This window comes from Pseudoalteromonas sp. SiA1 (genome assembly GCF_018732205.1).
Taxonomy (GTDB): domain Bacteria; phylum Pseudomonadota; class Gammaproteobacteria; order Enterobacterales; family Alteromonadaceae; genus Pseudoalteromonas; species Pseudoalteromonas tetraodonis.
In genome coordinates, this window is the sequence record NZ_CP076084.1 from 3049553 (window position 1) to 3066250 (window position 16698).

At 41.8% G+C, this 16698-nt stretch carries 12 protein-coding genes, 2 tRNA genes and 2 rRNA genes; 9 read left to right on the forward strand and 7 right to left on the reverse strand.

The window, feature by feature from the left end:
• Window positions 1-49 precede the first annotated feature (49 nt).
• Both pyrE and rph read right to left on the reverse strand, forming a co-directional pair.
• Complete coding sequence (gene pyrE / locus KK487_RS14115) at window positions 50-694, reverse strand: orotate phosphoribosyltransferase (RefSeq protein WP_128583659.1); 645 nt, start codon at window positions 692-694, stop codon at window positions 50-52.
• A 14-nt stretch (window positions 695-708) separates the two neighbouring features.
• Window positions 709-1422 (reverse strand): ribonuclease PH, encoded by a 714-nt coding sequence (gene rph, locus KK487_RS14120; protein ID WP_008111261.1) that lies wholly within the window; start codon window positions 1420-1422, stop codon window positions 709-711.
• 179 nt (window positions 1423-1601) lie between these two features.
• Between rph and KK487_RS14125 the strand changes: the two genes are divergently transcribed.
• The 6 genes from KK487_RS14125 (at window position 1602) to KK487_RS14150 (ending at window position 7989) form a co-directional block, all read left to right on the forward strand.
• Window positions 1602-2462: a YicC/YloC family endoribonuclease gene (locus KK487_RS14125; RefSeq protein WP_128583660.1), complete on the forward strand. Its 861-nt coding sequence runs from the start codon at window positions 1602-1604 to the stop codon at window positions 2460-2462.
• A 115-nt stretch (window positions 2463-2577) separates the two neighbouring features.
• On the forward strand, window positions 2578-3198 hold the full coding sequence (gene gmk / locus KK487_RS14130; RefSeq protein ID WP_036957252.1) for a guanylate kinase: 621 nt from the start codon (window positions 2578-2580) through the stop codon (window positions 3196-3198).
• A 125-nt stretch (window positions 3199-3323) separates the two neighbouring features.
• Window positions 3324-3599 carry a DNA-directed RNA polymerase subunit omega gene (gene rpoZ, locus KK487_RS14135; protein ID WP_008108220.1) on the forward strand — a complete coding sequence of 92 codons (276 nt, stop codon included), beginning with the start codon at window positions 3324-3326 and terminating at the stop codon, window positions 3597-3599.
• Between the two features lie 127 nt (window positions 3600-3726).
• On the forward strand, window positions 3727-5832 hold the full coding sequence (gene spoT, locus KK487_RS14140) for a bifunctional GTP diphosphokinase/guanosine-3',5'-bis pyrophosphate 3'-pyrophosphohydrolase (protein WP_013466063.1): 2106 nt from the start codon (window positions 3727-3729) through the stop codon (window positions 5830-5832).
• Window positions 5833-5844: 12 nt separating this feature from the next.
• Window positions 5845-6237 (forward strand): deaminase RidA, encoded by a 393-nt coding sequence (gene ridA / locus KK487_RS14145; protein WP_013466064.1) that lies wholly within the window; start codon window positions 5845-5847, stop codon window positions 6235-6237.
• 147 nt (window positions 6238-6384) lie between these two features.
• Entirely contained in the window at window positions 6385-7989 is a 1605-nt protein-coding gene (locus tag KK487_RS14150; protein WP_036957255.1) for a flagellar assembly protein A, read from the forward strand.
• Between the two features lie 33 nt (window positions 7990-8022).
• On the opposite strand, the gene asnA is transcribed toward KK487_RS14150, so the two are convergent.
• Window positions 8023-9018: an aspartate--ammonia ligase gene (gene asnA / locus KK487_RS14155; protein ID WP_013466066.1), complete on the reverse strand. Its 996-nt coding sequence runs from the start codon at window positions 9016-9018 to the stop codon at window positions 8023-8025.
• Window positions 9019-9203: 185 nt separating this feature from the next.
• Here asnA and asnC point away from each other — a divergent pair, with 185 nt between their 5' ends.
• Genes asnC through recG form a run of 3 tightly spaced genes read left to right on the forward strand, consistent with a single transcriptional unit; the run spans window position 9204 to window position 12529 of the window.
• The gene (gene asnC, locus KK487_RS14160) at window positions 9204-9662 is read left to right on the forward strand and encodes a transcriptional regulator AsnC (protein WP_013466068.1); all 459 of its coding nucleotides are present in this window, start codon (window positions 9204-9206) and stop codon (window positions 9660-9662) included.
• Window positions 9663-9703: 41 nt separating this feature from the next.
• Window positions 9704-10390, forward strand: a complete 687-nt coding sequence (trmH, locus tag KK487_RS14165) for a tRNA (guanosine(18)-2'-O)-methyltransferase TrmH (protein ID WP_036957258.1) — start codon at window positions 9704-9706, stop codon at window positions 10388-10390.
• A gap of 57 nt (window positions 10391-10447) precedes the next feature.
• Window positions 10448-12529, forward strand: coding sequence for an ATP-dependent DNA helicase RecG (gene recG, locus KK487_RS14170; RefSeq protein ID WP_036957261.1), 2082 nt, complete (start codon window positions 10448-10450; stop codon window positions 12527-12529).
• A gap of 410 nt (window positions 12530-12939) precedes the next feature.
• Here the strand turns inward: recG and rrf are convergent.
• The 4 genes from rrf to KK487_RS14190 form a co-directional block, all read right to left on the reverse strand.
• Window positions 12940-13054: ribosomal RNA gene (rrf, locus tag KK487_RS14175) — 5S ribosomal RNA — on the reverse strand.
• A 136-nt stretch (window positions 13055-13190) separates the two neighbouring features.
• Window positions 13191-16076, reverse strand: a 23S ribosomal RNA gene (locus tag KK487_RS14180).
• A 305-nt stretch (window positions 16077-16381) separates the two neighbouring features.
• Window positions 16382-16457 (reverse strand) — tRNA-Ala (locus tag KK487_RS14185).
• Between the two features lie 111 nt (window positions 16458-16568).
• A tRNA-Ile gene (locus KK487_RS14190) sits at window positions 16569-16645 on the reverse strand.
• Window positions 16646-16698: the final 53 nt, after the last annotated feature.

Genomic DNA, 16698 nt, shown 5'->3' on the forward strand with positions numbered 1-16698 from the left:
TCTGCTAAATTTTAAACAAAATAAAGCCCCGCTTTTGCGAGGCTCTTACTTATGCTACACCGTATTGATCTCGGTATGCTTTTACTGCCGCTAAATGCTCATCCATGGTTCCTTGATTTTCAAGGTAACTGATTAGATCAGCCAATTTAACAATAGAAGTTACTTGAGTATTAAAGTCACGCTCTACTTCTTGTATAGCTGAAAGCTCAGCTTTACCTTTTTCTTGACGATCAAGTGCAATTAAAACACCACTTAAATCTGCGCCATTATCCGCAATAATTTCCATTGACTCGCGAATAGCTGTACCGGCGGTGATCACATCATCAACTAACATGATCTTACCTTTAAGCTCAGATCCAACTAAGCTACCACCTTCACCGTGTGCTTTTTTCTCTTTACGGTTAAAACAATAAGGTACATCTTTATTATAATGATCAGCTAACGCAACTGCGGTTGTTGTTGCAATTGGAATACCTTTATAAGCAGGACCAAATAGTACATCATATTCAATTGCTGCATCTTCAAGTGCCGCTGCATAAAAGCGACCTAAGCGAGCAAGATCACGACCGGTATTAAACAAACCTGCATTAAAAAAGTATGGGCTTGTACGGCCAGACTTTAAAGTAAACTCGCCAAACTTTAATACCTGCTTTTCTAAAGCAAACTCAATAAACTCTTTTTGATATTCTTTCATTGCCAGTTACCTATTTATGCTAGTGCTTGCTTTTGTACATCAATAATTTCACGAATTGAATGCTTAGCGAGTGTAAGTAGCTCATCAAGTTCGTCAAACGAGAAAGGTTCACCCTCAGCGGTTCCTTGTACCTCAATAATTTTACCGGTTTCAGTTAAAATTACATTCATGTCAGTTTCAGCGTCAGAATCTTCTAGGTATTCTAAATCGCTAATCGCTTGGCCTTTATATATACCAACAGAAATAGCCGCGATCATATGTTTAAGTGGGTTTGAGTTAATCATCCCTTTTGCACGCATGTAAGTAAGTGCATCAACGAGTGCGACACATGCACCACTAATTGATGCTGTACGTGTACCACCATCAGCTTGAATTACATCACAATCAATAGTAATTGTGTTTTCACCGAGTGCTTTTAGATCTATTGCTGCACGTAAAGAGCGAGCAATCAGACGCTGTATTTCCATTGTACGACCGCCTTGTTTACCTCGCGTTGCCTCACGACTGTTACGTGTGTGTGTTGCGCGCGGTAACATGCCATATTCTGCGTTTACCCAACCTTTACCTTGGCCTTTCATAAAGCGTGGCACGCCAGCTTCAACAGTCGCGGTACAAAGTACCTTAGTGTTACCAAACTCTACTAATACTGAGCCTTCAGCATGCAAAGTATAGTTACGTGTAAACGTAACCGGTCTAATTTGATTAGGTGTTCTTTCGCTTGGACGCATTGACGATCCCCTTAATTCTGAATTTGCCACATTATATGTGGATGTGAATACAGATGCCATGTTGATTTAGATTAAAGTGTGTTTAAAAAACACTCAGTAGGTTAAATTTTCTTTAGAGCTTAAGCAGTGTTACGGTATAATCATTACACTATTGTATTTAAAAATGTAGGAAATCATCCATGATCCACAGTATGACAGCTTATGCGCGTCGCGAAATTAAAGGCGAATGGGGCACTGGCACGTGGGAAGTTCGTTCAGTGAACCAACGTTACCTTGAAACATTTATTCGTGCACCAGAGCAATTTCGTGGCATGGAGCCCGTTATTCGCGAGCGTCTGCGTAAGCACTTACAGCGTGGTAAGGTAGAAGTTTTCTTAAAATTTGTCGCAAACCCTGCACATGTTGGTGAATTATCAATTAATCAGTCGCTGGCGGAGCAGTTAATTAATAGTGCTAAGTGGGTTCAGCAACAAAGCAGTGGTGACATTAACCCTGTGGATATTTTACGTTGGCCTGGTGTTATGGAAGCACAAGAAATTGATATGGATAGTGTAAATACAGCTCTTATTAGTGGTCTTGACCAAGTAATTGAAGACTTTAAATCTGCGCGTGGCGATGAAGGTGCAAACCTTGAAGAAATGATAACTACACGATTAACCGCCATTTTAGAGCAAGTTGATATTGTTGAAGCACATATGCCAGAAATTACTAAATGGCAACGTGAAAAGTTAGTACAAAAACTTGAAGATTTAACAACAAATATTGATGAGTCACGCCTTGAACAAGAACTGATTTACCTTGCACAAAAGCAAGATGTAGCAGAAGAACTTGATCGTTTAAAGTCACACGTTAAAGAAACACGCAAAATTTTGAATAAAGGTGGAGCTTGTGGTCGTCGTTTAGATTTTATGATGCAAGAGTTTAACCGTGAAGCAAACACGTTAGCATCTAAATCTATCAATAGTGACATCACCAACGCAGCTGTAGAGCTAAAAGTCCTGATTGAGCAAATGCGTGAGCAGATCCAGAATATTGAGTAACTTTTTTGGCTTTACCACTCACTTGAGCATAATTAGCTAAATAAAGTACAATATAATAATTGAAGGCTTGAGCTGTTTATAGTTCGAGCCTGTTTATTTTTAGATAGAGAAAATAATGGCACACTCTCGCGGAAACTTATTTATTTTATCTGCGCCTTCTGGGGCGGGTAAATCGAGCTTAATAAATGCATTACTGAAAAAACATGCTGATATGAAAGTATCGGTATCACACACCACCCGCGCACCGCGCCCTGGTGAAAACAATGCGGAACATTATCATTTTGTATCGGTTGATGAGTTTAAGGCACTAATTGCCAAAGATGACTTTTTTGAATGGGCACAAGTATTTGACAATTATTACGGTACTTCTAAGCAAGCTATTGAAGAGCAACTCGCCGCTGGCATTGATGTGTTTTTAGATATTGATTGGCAAGGCGCTCGCCAAGTTCGAGAAATAATGGATGACGTAAAAACTATCTTTATTTTACCGCCGTCAAAGCAAGAGCTAGAGCAACGTTTAAATAACCGTGGCCAAGACTCAGCTGAAATTATTGCCGGGCGTATGACACAAGCTCAATCAGAAACCTCTCATTACGATGAGTATGACTTTGTTGTTGTGAATGATGATTTTGATACTGCTTTGAGTGAGATAGAAAGTATTGCTATTGCACAGCGATTAACGCTAAAAGCGCAAACAACGCGTCATCAAACTTTAATTAATGAGCTACTCAAATAATCTAAATTAAGATTAATTAGGTGTTCATGCCCTAAAACAGATAAAAATTAACCACTGGCTATTGGCGAAACCTGCTGCGTGCAGTAAACTACGCCTTTGCTTTTAAATTATTTTGGAGTGCTAAGATGGCTCGCGTAACAGTTGAAGATGCAGTAGATGCAATTGGTAATCGTTTTGACTTAATTTTAGTTGCGGCCCGTCGTGCCCGCCAAATTGCTGTTGGTGGTAAAGATCCACTAGTAGATCCTGAGAACGATAAGCCAACAGTTGTTGCTTTACGTGAAATCGAACTTGGTTTAGTTGATAATTCTTCAATGGATGTTATTGACCGTGAAGAACAACAACATCAAGAAGCGGCAGAACTAGCTGCTGTTGCTGCCATTGTTGGTGGCAACCAATAATCAACCGCCCGGTTTGATTTAGCTAACGGCATAGTATTTCAACTATAGCCGTTGGCAATCCTTTGTTTTCATCGTATATTCGTAACTTATCCTAACTTATTTGCTTCACGAGAACATTGGAGTGTGAATGTATCTTTTTGAAGGTCTTAAAAAGAAAATCTCAAAATACTTGCCAGCTGACGATGTTGAGCTAGTTCAAAAAGCCTATGTGGTAGCCCGAGAGGCCCATGAAGGTCAAACTCGCTCAAGTGGCGAACCTTACATTACTCACCCCGTTGAAGTAACTCAGATACTAGCTAGCATGCACCTTGACCATGAAACGCTCATGGCAGCATTGATGCACGATGTGATTGAAGATACCGATTTTAGCCAACAAGATTTAGCTGAAATATTTGGTGAAACGGTGGCTGAACTCGTTGAAGGTGTGAGCAAGCTTGATAAGTTAAGCTTTAAAGATAAAAAAGAGTTTCAAGCTGAAAACTATCGAAAAATGATTATGGCAATGACCCAAGATATTCGGGTTATTTTAATCAAGTTGGCTGATAGAACGCATAACATGCGAACATTAGGCGCACTTCGCCCTGATAAACGCCGCCGTATTGCTCGCGAAACTCTAGAAATTTATGCGCCGATTGCTAATCGTTTAGGTATTCATGATATAAAAAATGAGCTAGAAGACTTAGGTTTTCAAGCGCTGTATCCAATGCGTCATCGTGCACTTAAATCTGAAGTGGCTAAAGCGCGTGGAAATCGCAAAGAAGTTATTTCAAATATTCAAACAGAAATTGAAGCACGCCTTGAAGAGTCTGGCATAAAGGCCACCGTATCAGGCCGTGAAAAGCATCTATACAGTATTTATAAAAAAATGCTTAACAAAGAGTTACTGTTTAACGAAGTCATGGATATTTACGCTTTTCGTATTGCGGTGGATTCTATGGACACCTGTTATCGTGTACTCGGCGTTGCTCATAACTTATATAAGCCAATTGAGACCCGCTTTAAAGACTATATTGCCGTGCCAAAAACTAATGGTTACCAATCATTACATACTTCTTTGGTTGGCCCGCATGGTATTCCTGTTGAAATTCAAATCCGTACTCACGATATGGATCACATGGCAGACAAAGGAGTCGCGGCTCACTGGATGTATAAAAAGTCTGGCGACAATGCGGGTCACACTGCGCAGCAGCGTGCTCGCCAATGGATGCAAAGCTTACTAGAGTTACAGCAAAGTGCGGGATCATCATTTGAGTTTGTTGAAAACGTTAAAACCGAACTCTTCCCTGAAGAAATTTATGTCTTTACCCCAGATGGTCGCATCGTTGAACTGCCTATGGGCGCGACTGCGGTCGATTTTGCTTATGCCGTTCATACTGATGTTGGTAATACTTGTGTAGGCGCACGCGTTAATCGTAAACCTTATCCTTTAAGTAAAGCCATTGATACTGGGCAAACAATAGAAATTATTACTAGCTCAGGCGCTCATCCTAACGCAACATGGCTTAACTTTATTGTTACTGGTAAAGCGCGACTGGGCGTACGTAACTACCTTAAAAGCCAACAGCATGAAGAAGCATTATTATTAGGTCGTCGCTTACTTGATTCAGCCCTAGGTGAAAACAAGTTTGATAACCTGCCAGCTGAAAATATTACGCGAGTGCTTGAGGAGCATGAACTCTCTTCAACCTTAGAGCTACTGGTAGAAATTGGCTCAGGTAATTTAATGAGCATGCTGATTGCCAAACGCTTATTACAAAACGACAACGATGATTTAAACGATATTGCTAAACGTGCAAAAGCGACCATTATTGGCACTGAAGGTATGTTAGTTAATTATTCAAAATGTTGTCGTCCAGTGCCTGGAGACGCTATTACAGCTCACGTAAGCCAGGGTAAAGGTTTAACAGTTCATCGCCAAGAGTGTAAGAACATTCGTGGCTGGGAAAATGATCGTTCAAAATACCTAGTCGTAAAATGGGATGATAATCCAGAAAAAGAATACATTGCGGCTTTACGAGTAGAAATTATTAACCACCAAGGTGCGCTAGCTAAATTAACCAATGTGGTCGCAACGACACAGGCCAATATTGTAGAAATAGCTACCGATGAAAAAGAAAGTAATTTATACGTGATAGACTTAGGGATCACAGTTAAAAACCGTATCCACGTCGCTAATATCATGCGTCGTATACGTGTGATGCCGGATGTACAAAAAGTCTATCGTAAAAAATAAAATAGGAACATCATGAATAAAGCATTTATATCAACGGATAAAGCACCTGCAGCGATTGGCACATACAGCCAAGCAGTAAAAGTGGGCACAGCGGTTTATTTATCTGGGCAAATTCCACTTGTCCCTGAAACTATGGACGTTATATCTGAAGACTTTAGCGAGCAAACACACCAAGTATTTAAAAATATTTGTGCGGTTTGTGAAGAAGCTGGCGGCACCATTCAAGATTTAGTAAAAGTAAATATTTACCTTACTGATCTTTCAAATTTTGCCATTGTTAACGAAGTAATGAGCCAATATTTTAAACAGCCTTATCCTGCTCGCGCTGCTATTGGCGTTCGTGCACTACCTAAAGGTGTACAAGTAGAAATAGACGGCATTATGGAACTTCCTTCAACAAACTAACCTCTATAAGCTATGAGCGCCGCTCATAGCTTTTATTCCAATCTGTAACTACACTTTGATGAATTCTTGACTCAAAACTAAAATTCTAGCACTCTGTAATCACGTTATTTTATTAAACCTTACTTTAGTAGTAGAAAAGGATAACTTGTGTTTAAGCTTGCTCATAATGGCAATGTATTGCTCGATACGAGTAAATCTGCACCCGCCAGTGCTGCTTTTATCATTGAAGCAATTGAACAATCGCCTTACAGCGAGTGTGAAATCAATCATGACGCCATAAATAACTATTTCAGCAGTGCAACACCTGAACGTATATTAGTTGTTGCAACACGTCATGATGCCACCTTAAGCGTGGAGATAAGTGATGATAAAATGCTAGCCACGGGCACGCTCACTCTTGCTAAAGGGGGAGCAACACTGAGTTTTGATGAAGCTAAAAAAGAATTAGTTAAAACGCACGTCGCAAGAGGTTATAAACAAGCATTTTTAGAGCAACTTTTACAAAAGCAATCTGAACTCCCACCTGGCTCCGTAGTCAGTGGTCCACTCGCCAAAGGGCGCTTACCTATAGACGGTAAACCAACTAAATTTAACGCAATGGTTCAAACACTTAAAGATCGTCTCAAAGCCCCTAAATTAAAAGAAGATGGCAGTGTAGATATGCGTGACTTTGGTAAGTTAGCAAGTGTAAAACCAGGTGAATTACTAGTACAGCAACAACCCGCTACACCAGGCCAAGAAGGGTTTACCGTGTTAGGTGATGTATTACCTGCAAAACCCGGAGAGGTTCATACTCTAATTGCAGGTGAGGGCACTGAAATCTCAAAAAATAATCCGATGGAATTACTCTCTACGATTGCTGGCGTGCCGGTTGAAATAAATAATGGCATGCGTGTTGACGATATTTTTACTGTCAACGATGTGTCGGTAAAAACAGGGCATATCGACTTTGAAGGCAGTGTGATAGTGAGTAAAAATGTAGAGCCAGGAATGCGTATTAATGCAACGGGCGACATTACCGTTTTTGGTACGGTTGAATCTGGCGAATTAACCGCAGGAGGCGATATAACTGTAAAACAAGGGGTAATTGGCCATCAAAAGCCTGAAGATAAATCACTGTCTTGTAGAATAATATGCGCAGGCGATGTCCATGCCTCACACTCTCAATATTGTTACATTGAAGCTAATAACATTCTGCTTGAACGTCAAGCTAGCCACAGCTCAATGAAAGCAAAGAGTACAATACAAATTGGTCAATCAGAGTTACCTAAAGGAAAGCTATTTGGGGGTGAAATTCTAGATGCCACTAAACTGATTGCCGGCGAGATAGGTAATGAATCTGGTGCTAAAATGGTAATTAATTTAGCGGCTTCAGCCACTGAAATGACCAAAGAGATTGATAAATCTTTTAGTGAACTAACAGCAACAAATGAACAAGTTGATAGTTTACAAGCGGCTTTAGAAAAAGCAGATTTAATTAAAGATGCAGATAAAAAAAATGAACTCATAAATAAAATTGGCACCACGCAGCTACACCATAGTCAGCAAGCAGAACAATTAGAAAAGCAGGTAGCAGGTTTAGAGCAAAAACTGAATACGTTACTCGATGAAGCCATGTTGACTGTGAATAGCGTTCTACATTCGGGTGTAGAGATCCATATCTTCAATAAACTGCTTAAAACGACCCGTAACTTCCCACCGAGTAGTGTTAAGTTAGAAAATAATAAAATAGAAATTGAATTTAAAACTTAATAATAAGGGGCTGTTAGTAACAGCCCCAACTTTTTATAGTAAACCGTCTACACTTGTATAGGTTTGCGCTGGCCATACACCTACCTGCACTTGCCCTATATGTTGTTTTTGTAATAACAGCATCGCTAAACGAGATTGACCAATACCACCGCCAATTGTCTGTGGAAGCTTACTTTCTAGCAATGCCTTATGCCAGTCAAACTCTAAACGGTCTTCGTCTCCCGTAATACTTAATTGAGTTTGCAATACTTCAGGGCTTACACGAATTCCCATCGATGAGATTTCGAAAGCGTCTTCAAGCACTGGGTTCCATACTAAAATATCACCATTTAATCCCATGTACTGCTCGCATGTCGGGGTTGACCAATCGTCGTAATCTGGCGCTCTCACATCATGAATTTTGCCATCACTCAATGCTCCCCCAATACCAATTAAAAATACAGCGCCATATTCTTGAGTAATCGCCTTTTCACGCTGCTTGGCTGTAAAATCTGGGTACATTTTACGTAATGCTTCACTATGTACAAAAGTAATCTCTGTGGGTAAAAATGGTGTTAAACCAAAGCTGTCACTAACATATTTCTCAGTAGCTTTAATACCTTGGTAAATAGTTTCAACCGTTTGCTTCAAAGTAGATAAAGAACGCTGCGTACTTTCACAAATAACTTGTTCCCAATCCCACTGATCAACATACACAGAATGGATTGGACTTAATGAATCTTCATCAGGTCGCAACGCTTTCATTTGCGTGTAAATTCCTTCACCTTTAGAGAAACCATACTCGCCCAAAGTTTTACGTTTCCACTTTGCTAACGAATGCACGACTTCATAACGGCTATCTGTAATGGCTTTAACATTCACCGCAACAGCGTTCTCGTGTCCACTTAAGTTATCCTGAGTACCGTCACCTACTTTAGCTAAAATAGGTGCCTGTACTTCAATTAAGCCTAACTTTTGCTCTAATTGCTGTGAAAAAAACTGTTTAACTTTACTTATTTGCTGCTGCTGCTGCACATAGTGTGAACTCATAATAATTGGCCTCATTCCCAGTTATTGTATTGGCGACTCAGCGCTTAGTAGCGCTTCAATATGGTTATCGTAACAATTAAACGGTTTAATTCAATAACCCATAACAAAAATAGCTTTACGATATTAAAATCATTAAAAAAATGGTATAAAAACATTAAATACAATAATACAAAGCAACTAAACCTATGGAAAATTATCAAATCGATAATCTAGACAAACAGATTCTGCATGCATTAATGGATAATGCACGTACACCCTATGCTGAATTAGCAAAGCGTTTCGGTGTCAGTGCAGGAACAATTCATGTGCGGATTGAAAAAATGAAACAAGCGGGGATCATTACAGGTACCCAATTAACCATTAATACCAAACAGCTTGGCTACGATGTATGTTGTTTTATCGGCATTAATTTAAATAATGCCAGAGACTACCCACAAACTCTGATTAAGCTTGAATCATTAGAAGAGGTTGTTGAAGCATATTACACCACCGGTAATTACAGTATTTTTATTAAAGTAATGACTCGATCGATCGATCATCTACAAGATGTGTTGATCAATAAAATACAAGCAATAGAAGCTATTCAGTCAACCGAAACCCTTATCTCATTACAAAACCCGATTAGCCGAACAGTGGTGCCTTAAGGTGAAAAATCTCGTATAATTTGCCGAAAAAGAGGACTCCCATGCAGCAAACTCGTTATCAAAGAATTGAAAGTGTACTTTCACGTCGTCAAACCGATCTTACCGTGTGTTTAGAAGACGTACATAAACACCATAACTTATCTGCCATAGTCAGAACGGCCGATGCTGTTGGTTGCCATCATGTGCATGCAGTCTGGCCAGAAAAGCAAAAGTGGCTAACCAATAATACCTCAGGTGGCAGTAAGAACTGGTTAGACACACACCTTCACAGAAATATAGATGATGCCGCAGCCAGTATCCGTGCTCATAACCCTGATGTACAAATTTTGGCAACTCATTTAAGTGAAGATGCCGTCGATTTTAGAGAAATTGATTACACTAAACCCACTGCAATTATTGTCGGCCAAGAAAAAACGGGGATCTCAGAAAAAGCGCTCGAATATGCAGATCAAAACATTATTATTCCAATGCAAGGCATGGTGCAATCGTTAAATGTATCCGTTGCAGCAGCATTAATCTTATTCGAAGCACAACGTCAACGTGAGTTAGCTGGGTTATATAATAGAAATATGCTGAGTGAAGAAATAAAACATCCAATGTATTTTGAAGGCTGCCACCCAATTATTGCAAGGCAGTGTAAGCAAAAGAACTTACCTTATCCCGCACTTAATGAGCATGGCGAAATCGTTGCGGATGAACAATTTTGGCAGGCATTAAAACATACTTGATGCATATACAGTGTATAAGTACACTTAACTCACTAAATAACAATAATTGAGCCTACTTTGTCTAAACCTAGCTTAAGCCAATACCCAATCACAGAACTTAAAGGCGTAGGCCCTAAAATGGCTGAACGACTTTTAAAGCTAGGCATCACCACAGTACAAGATATGCTTTTTCATTTACCGCTAAGGTATGAAGACAGAACGCGTATTTATGCTATTAGTGAGCTCACCGCACATAGCCATGTAACGGTTCAAGCAACCATTGAAACAAGCCAAATTACCTTTGGTAAAAAGCGTATGCTGGTTTGCCAAATAAATGATGGGACAGCTAGGTTAACTCTACGATTTTTTAATTTTACCGCAGCACAAAAAAACGCATTTAGCGCGGGTAAAATAATTCGCTGTTTTGGCGAAATACGTCGCGGACGTGTTGGCTTTGAAATGAGTCATCCTGAATACAGTATTAGCGACACTTTTGAACAGCAACCAACATCATCAACACTTACGCCAGTCTATTCAACAACCGAAGGTTTAAAGCAACTCTCTATTAGGGCGTTGAGTGAACAGGCAATAGAATTGCTTCAAAAATACGCAGTAGAAGAGCTACTACCTCAACAATGGCAACCATCGCAACTACCGTTAAGTGATGCGTTATTACTACTGCATCGCCCCCCTAATGATGTTGATATAATTGCGCTTGAACAAGGGACTCACCCAGCACAACAACGGCTCGTTTTTGAAGAGTTGTTGGCTCAAAATCTCAGCCTCTTAAAAGTAAGAGAGCAAGGACAACAAGTTAAGGCTATTGCCCTTGAGCCCACTAATCCATTAGAAGCGCAATTTCTAGCACAATTACCCTTTGCGCCAACCAATGCACAAAGCCGTGTAGTATCAGAAATTAAAACAGACATGCAACACGCTTACCCTATGATGCGACTTGTCCAAGGGGATGTAGGCTCTGGTAAAACATTAGTCGCAGCCCTGAGCGCTTTAACTGCGATAGCACAAGGCTATCAGGTCGCATTAATGGCGCCAACAGAGATATTATCAGAGCAACACGGGATAAACTTTTCCAGCTGGTTTGAAAACCTTGGAATATCGGTTGCTTGGCTAGGCGGTAAAACAAAAGGAAAAGAGCGAGTTAATACCCTTGCAATGATCGCCTCTGGTGAAGCGCAGATGATTGTGGGTACCCATGCTTTATTTCAAGATGAAGTAAAATTTAACAATCTCGTACTTATCATTATTGATGAGCAACATCGCTTTGGGGTTCATCAACGTTTATCACTGCGTGAAAAAGGGCGCTTTGGTGATTGTTATCCACATCAACTAGTAATGACAGCAACACCTATACCACGTACGCTCGCGATGACTGCTTATGCCGATTTAGAAACCTCAGTGATCGACGAATTACCACCAGGAAGAACACCAATTACCACTGTTGCCATCCCTGATACCCGCAGAGATGACATCATTAGTCGAGTGAAACTTGCCTGTAATGAACAAGGTCGACAAGTTTACTGGGTATGTACTCTTATAGACGAGTCTGAAGTATTACAATGCCAAGCAGCTGAAGACAGTGCTTTACAATTAAAAGAAGCCTTACCTGAACTTAATATTGGTTTAGTCCATGGGAGAATGAAAGCCACTGAAAAGCAAGCCATTATGAGTGAGTTTAAAACGGGGAACATTCATGTACTTGTCGCAACAACCGTAATCGAGGTCGGTGTTGATGTCCCCAATGCGAGCCTAATTATTATTGAAAACCCAGAGCGCTTAGGTTTAGCACAGCTTCACCAATTACGAGGCCGTGTAGGACGTGGGGCAACCGCATCGCATTGCGTTCTTTTATACCATGCACCACTTTCTCAGACTGCACAGAAGCGATTAGGAGTACTGCGCGATAGTAACGATGGCTTTGTTATAGCAGAGCGTGATTTAGAAATACGCGGCCCAGGTGAAGTACTTGGAACTAAACAAACCGGTTTAGCCGAATTCAAAATCGCTGATTTAACACGCGATAAACAAACACTCAATCAAGTAAGGCCCATCGCACAACAAATGCTTAAGCAATACCCTCAGCATATAGACCCTCTTATTCACCGCTGGTTAGGTAATAAATCAAACTACGCACAAGCATAGTCGGTTTTTAAACTTTACTTTTCACTTCATCATCCAGACTTATACCAATTCGCTTAATTAAGCGGTCTATTTTGAGGCAGGAAAAACGGGTTGATAGCTAGGCAAAAAATTCGCTATTTAGTTGTTCTAAATGAGAATTTTTTAACACAGATAGCGACACGTTTAGCCCCGCAAAATGATTGAGTATTATTGCGGATTGGTATTACCCCAAACGGATATATTTTCATAATACCTTTATTCTCAGGCCTTCTATTGCAAGATGTCGTGGTGTCGTCCAAAGCGTTAGAGTAGTCTTTAGGCGCTTATTCTTTTACTTTTACCTGATGCCTTTTACCTTTCACCTACGTTTTTACTTTTCTGCAGACGTAAAAAAGCCCGACTATTTCTAGTCGGGCTTTCTTGTATTTGGAGCCTGGTAATGTCCTACTTTCACATAGCAAATGCTACACTATCATCGGCGCTGTTTCGTTTCACTGCTGAGTTCGGCATGGGGTCAGGTGGGTCCAAAACGCTATTTTCACCAAGCAAATTTGGTGTAAGTTCGATTTAATCGACCTTACTAAAATTTGGAATTTCTGATAATAAAGTCTTCAAGTATCTACTTTAGTTATATTAACTTCTTCGCTTGTTTCACTATCACATAAAACGCGTTTGGCGTTGTATGGTTAAGCCTCACGGGTAATTAGTACAAGTTAGCTTAATGGCTCACACCACTTCCACATCTTGCCTATCAACGTTGTAGTCTTCAACGGCCCTTCAGAGACTTTAAAAGTCTAGTGAGAACTCATCTCGAGGCCTGCTTCGCGCTTAGATGCTTTCAGCGCTTATCAGTTCCGAACGTAGCTACCGGGCAATGCCATTGGCATGACAACCCGAACACCAGCGGTTCGTTCACTCCGGTCCTCTCGTACTAGGAGCAACCCCTCTCAATTCTCAAACGCCCACGGCAGATAGGGACCGAACTGTCTCACGACGTTCTAAACCCAGCTCGCGTACCACTTTAAATGGCGAACAGCCATACCCTTGGGACCGACTTCAGCCCCAGGATGTGATGAGCCGACATCGAGGTGCCAAACACCGCCGTCGATATGAACTCTTGGGCGGTATCAGCCTGTTATCCCCGGAGTACCTTTTATCCGTTGAGCGATGGCCCTTCCATTCAGAACCACCGGATCACTATGACCTACTTTCGTACCTGCTCGACGTGTCTGTCTCGCAGTTAAGCTGGCTTCTACCATTACACTAACCGTACGATGTCCGACCGTACTTAGCCAACCTTCGTGCTCCTCCGTTACTCTTTGGGAGGAGACCGCCCCAGTCAAACTACCCACCAGGCACTGTCCGTAACCCCGATTCAGGGGCCAACGTTAGAACATCAAAACTACAAGGGTGGTATTTCAAGGACGACTCCACAAAAACTAGCGTCTCTGCTTCTAAGTCTCCCACCTATCCTACACATGTAGGTTCAATGTTCAGTGCCAAGCTGTAGTAAAGGTTCACGGGGTCTTTCCGTCTAGCCGCGGGTACACAGCATCTTCACTGCGATTTCAATTTCACTGAGTCTCGGGTGGAGACAGCGTGGCCATGGTTACACCATTCGTGCAGGTCGGAACTTACCCGACAAGGAATTTCGCTACCTTAGGACCGTTATAGTTACGGCCGCCGTTTACCGGGGCTTCGATCAAGAGCTTCTCCGAAGATAACCCCATCAATTAACCTTCCGGCACCGGGCAGGTGTCACACCGTATACGTCATCTTGCGATTTTGCACAGTGCTGTGTTTTTAATAAACAGTCCCAGCCACCTGGTCACTGCGGCTCCAATCAGCTTAGAGAGCAAGTCTCATCACCAATCGGAGCGTACCTTCTCCCGAAGTTACGGTACGATTTTGCCTAGTTCCTTCACCCGAGTTCTCTCAAGCGCCTTAGTATTCTCTACCTGACCACCTGTGTCGGTTTGGGGTACGATTCGGTATAATCTGAAGCTTAGAGGCTTTTCCTGGAAGTATGGCATCAGCAACTTCATCACCGTGGTGACTCGTCTCGTGTCTCAGCCTAACAGCAACCCGGATTTACCTAAGTCACTAGCCTACACACTTTCACATGGACTACCATCGCCATGCTTGCTTAGCCTGCTCCGTCCCCCATCGCAATTATACCAAGTACGGAAATATTAATCCGTTTCCCATCGACTACGCCTTTCGGCCTCGCCTTAGGGGTCGACTTACCCTACCCTGATTAACATGGGATAGGAACCCTTGGTCTTCCGGCGTGCGGGTTTTTCACCCGCATTATCGTTACTCATGTCAGCATTCGCACTTCTGATACGTCCAGCATACCTCCCGGTACACCTTCAACCGCTTACAGAACGCTCCCCTACCACTCAAAATAAATTTTGAATCCGCAGCTTCGGTGCATAGTTTAGCCCCGTTACATCTTCCGCGCAGACCGACTCGACCAGTGAGCTATTACGCTTTCTTTAAAGGATGGCTGCTTCTAAGCCAACCTCCTGGCTGTCTGGGCCTTTCCACATCGTTTCCCACTTAACTATGACTTTGGGACCTTAGCTGGCGGTCTGGGTTGTTTCCCTCTTCACGACGGACGTTAGCACCCGCCGTGTGTCTCCCGGATAGTACTTTACGGTATTCGGAGTTTGCAAAGGGTTGGTAAGTCGGGATGACCCCCTAGCCTTAACAGTGCTCTACCCCCGTAAGTATTCGTCCGAGGCTCTACCTAAATAGATTTCGGGGAGAACCAGCTATCTCCCGGTTTGATTAGCCTTTCACTCCTAACCACAGGTCATCCCCTAACTTTTCAACGTTAGTGGGTTCGGTCCTCCAGTTGATGTTACTCAACCTTCAACCTGCCCATGGCTAGATCACCGGGTTTCGGGTCTATACCTTGCAACTATTCGCCCAGTTAAGACTCGGTTTCCCTACGGCTACCCTAATCGGTTAACCTCGCTACAAAATATAAGTCGCTGACCCATTATACAAAAGGTACGCAGTCACCCAACAAGTGGGCTCCTACTGCTTGTACGTACACGGTTTCAGGTTCTATTTCACTCCCCTCACAGGGGTTCTTTTCGCCTTTCCCTCACGGTACTGGTTCACTATCGGTCAGTTGGGAGTATTTAGCCTTAGATGATGGTCCACCTATATTCAGTCAAAGTTTCACGTGCTCCGACCTACTCGATTTCACTTAAAATGCGTTTTCATGTACGGGACTATCACCCTGTATCGTGGCACTTTCCAGAGCCTTCCATTAACACATAATAAGCTTAAGGGCTGTTCCGACTTCGCTCGCCGCTACTATCGGAATCTCGGTTGATTTCTTTTCCTACGGGTACTTAGATGTTTCAGTTCTCCGCGTTCGCCTCGTTAACCTATGTATTCAGTTAACGATACCTGCAAGCAGGTGGGTTTCCCCATTCGGAAATCCTAGTCTCAAGTGCTTTTTACTAGCTTGACTAGGCTTATCGCAAGTTAATACGTCCTTCATCGCCTCCAACTGCCAAGGCATCCACCGTGTACGCTTAGTCACTTAACCATACAACCCAAACGGGTCTTTGTTGTGTGACAGTTTAACTTCGCCAGAAGTTAATATTGAATACTAAAGTAGATACCAATCAACAAACGTAAACGTTTATTAAATGGCACTGAATGATACTGCTATCATTCTTTTTTACTTTTGAAAACTCTGTACAAATAACACTGTTATTCATACGAATTTTATTATCAGCTTTTCCAAATTTTTAAAGAGCAGAGAATCAAAAACTTCTCAAAATTAAACACACTCTATTCTCAGGTGATTGTGCTACCCGATAAAAGAATATTTATTTTTAAGAAGTAAAGTGGTGGAGCTAAGCAGGATCGAACTGCTGACCTCCTGCGTGCAAGGCAGGCGCTCTCCCAGCTGAGCTATAGCCCCACATATGCTGGTCTTACTGTTTGTATACCGACTTCTTTCTAAGACAAGGCGTAAGTTTAGGCCGTTTAGTTTACTAAACAACGAAGCTTACAACGAAGTATTAAGAAGAAGTGGTGGGTCTGAGTAGATTTGAACTACCGACCTCACCCTTATCAGGGGTGCGCTCTAACCAGCTGAGCTACAGACCCAAACAATAAGTGTTGTTCTCTTTACAATTAACAATCATCTGTGTGGACACTAC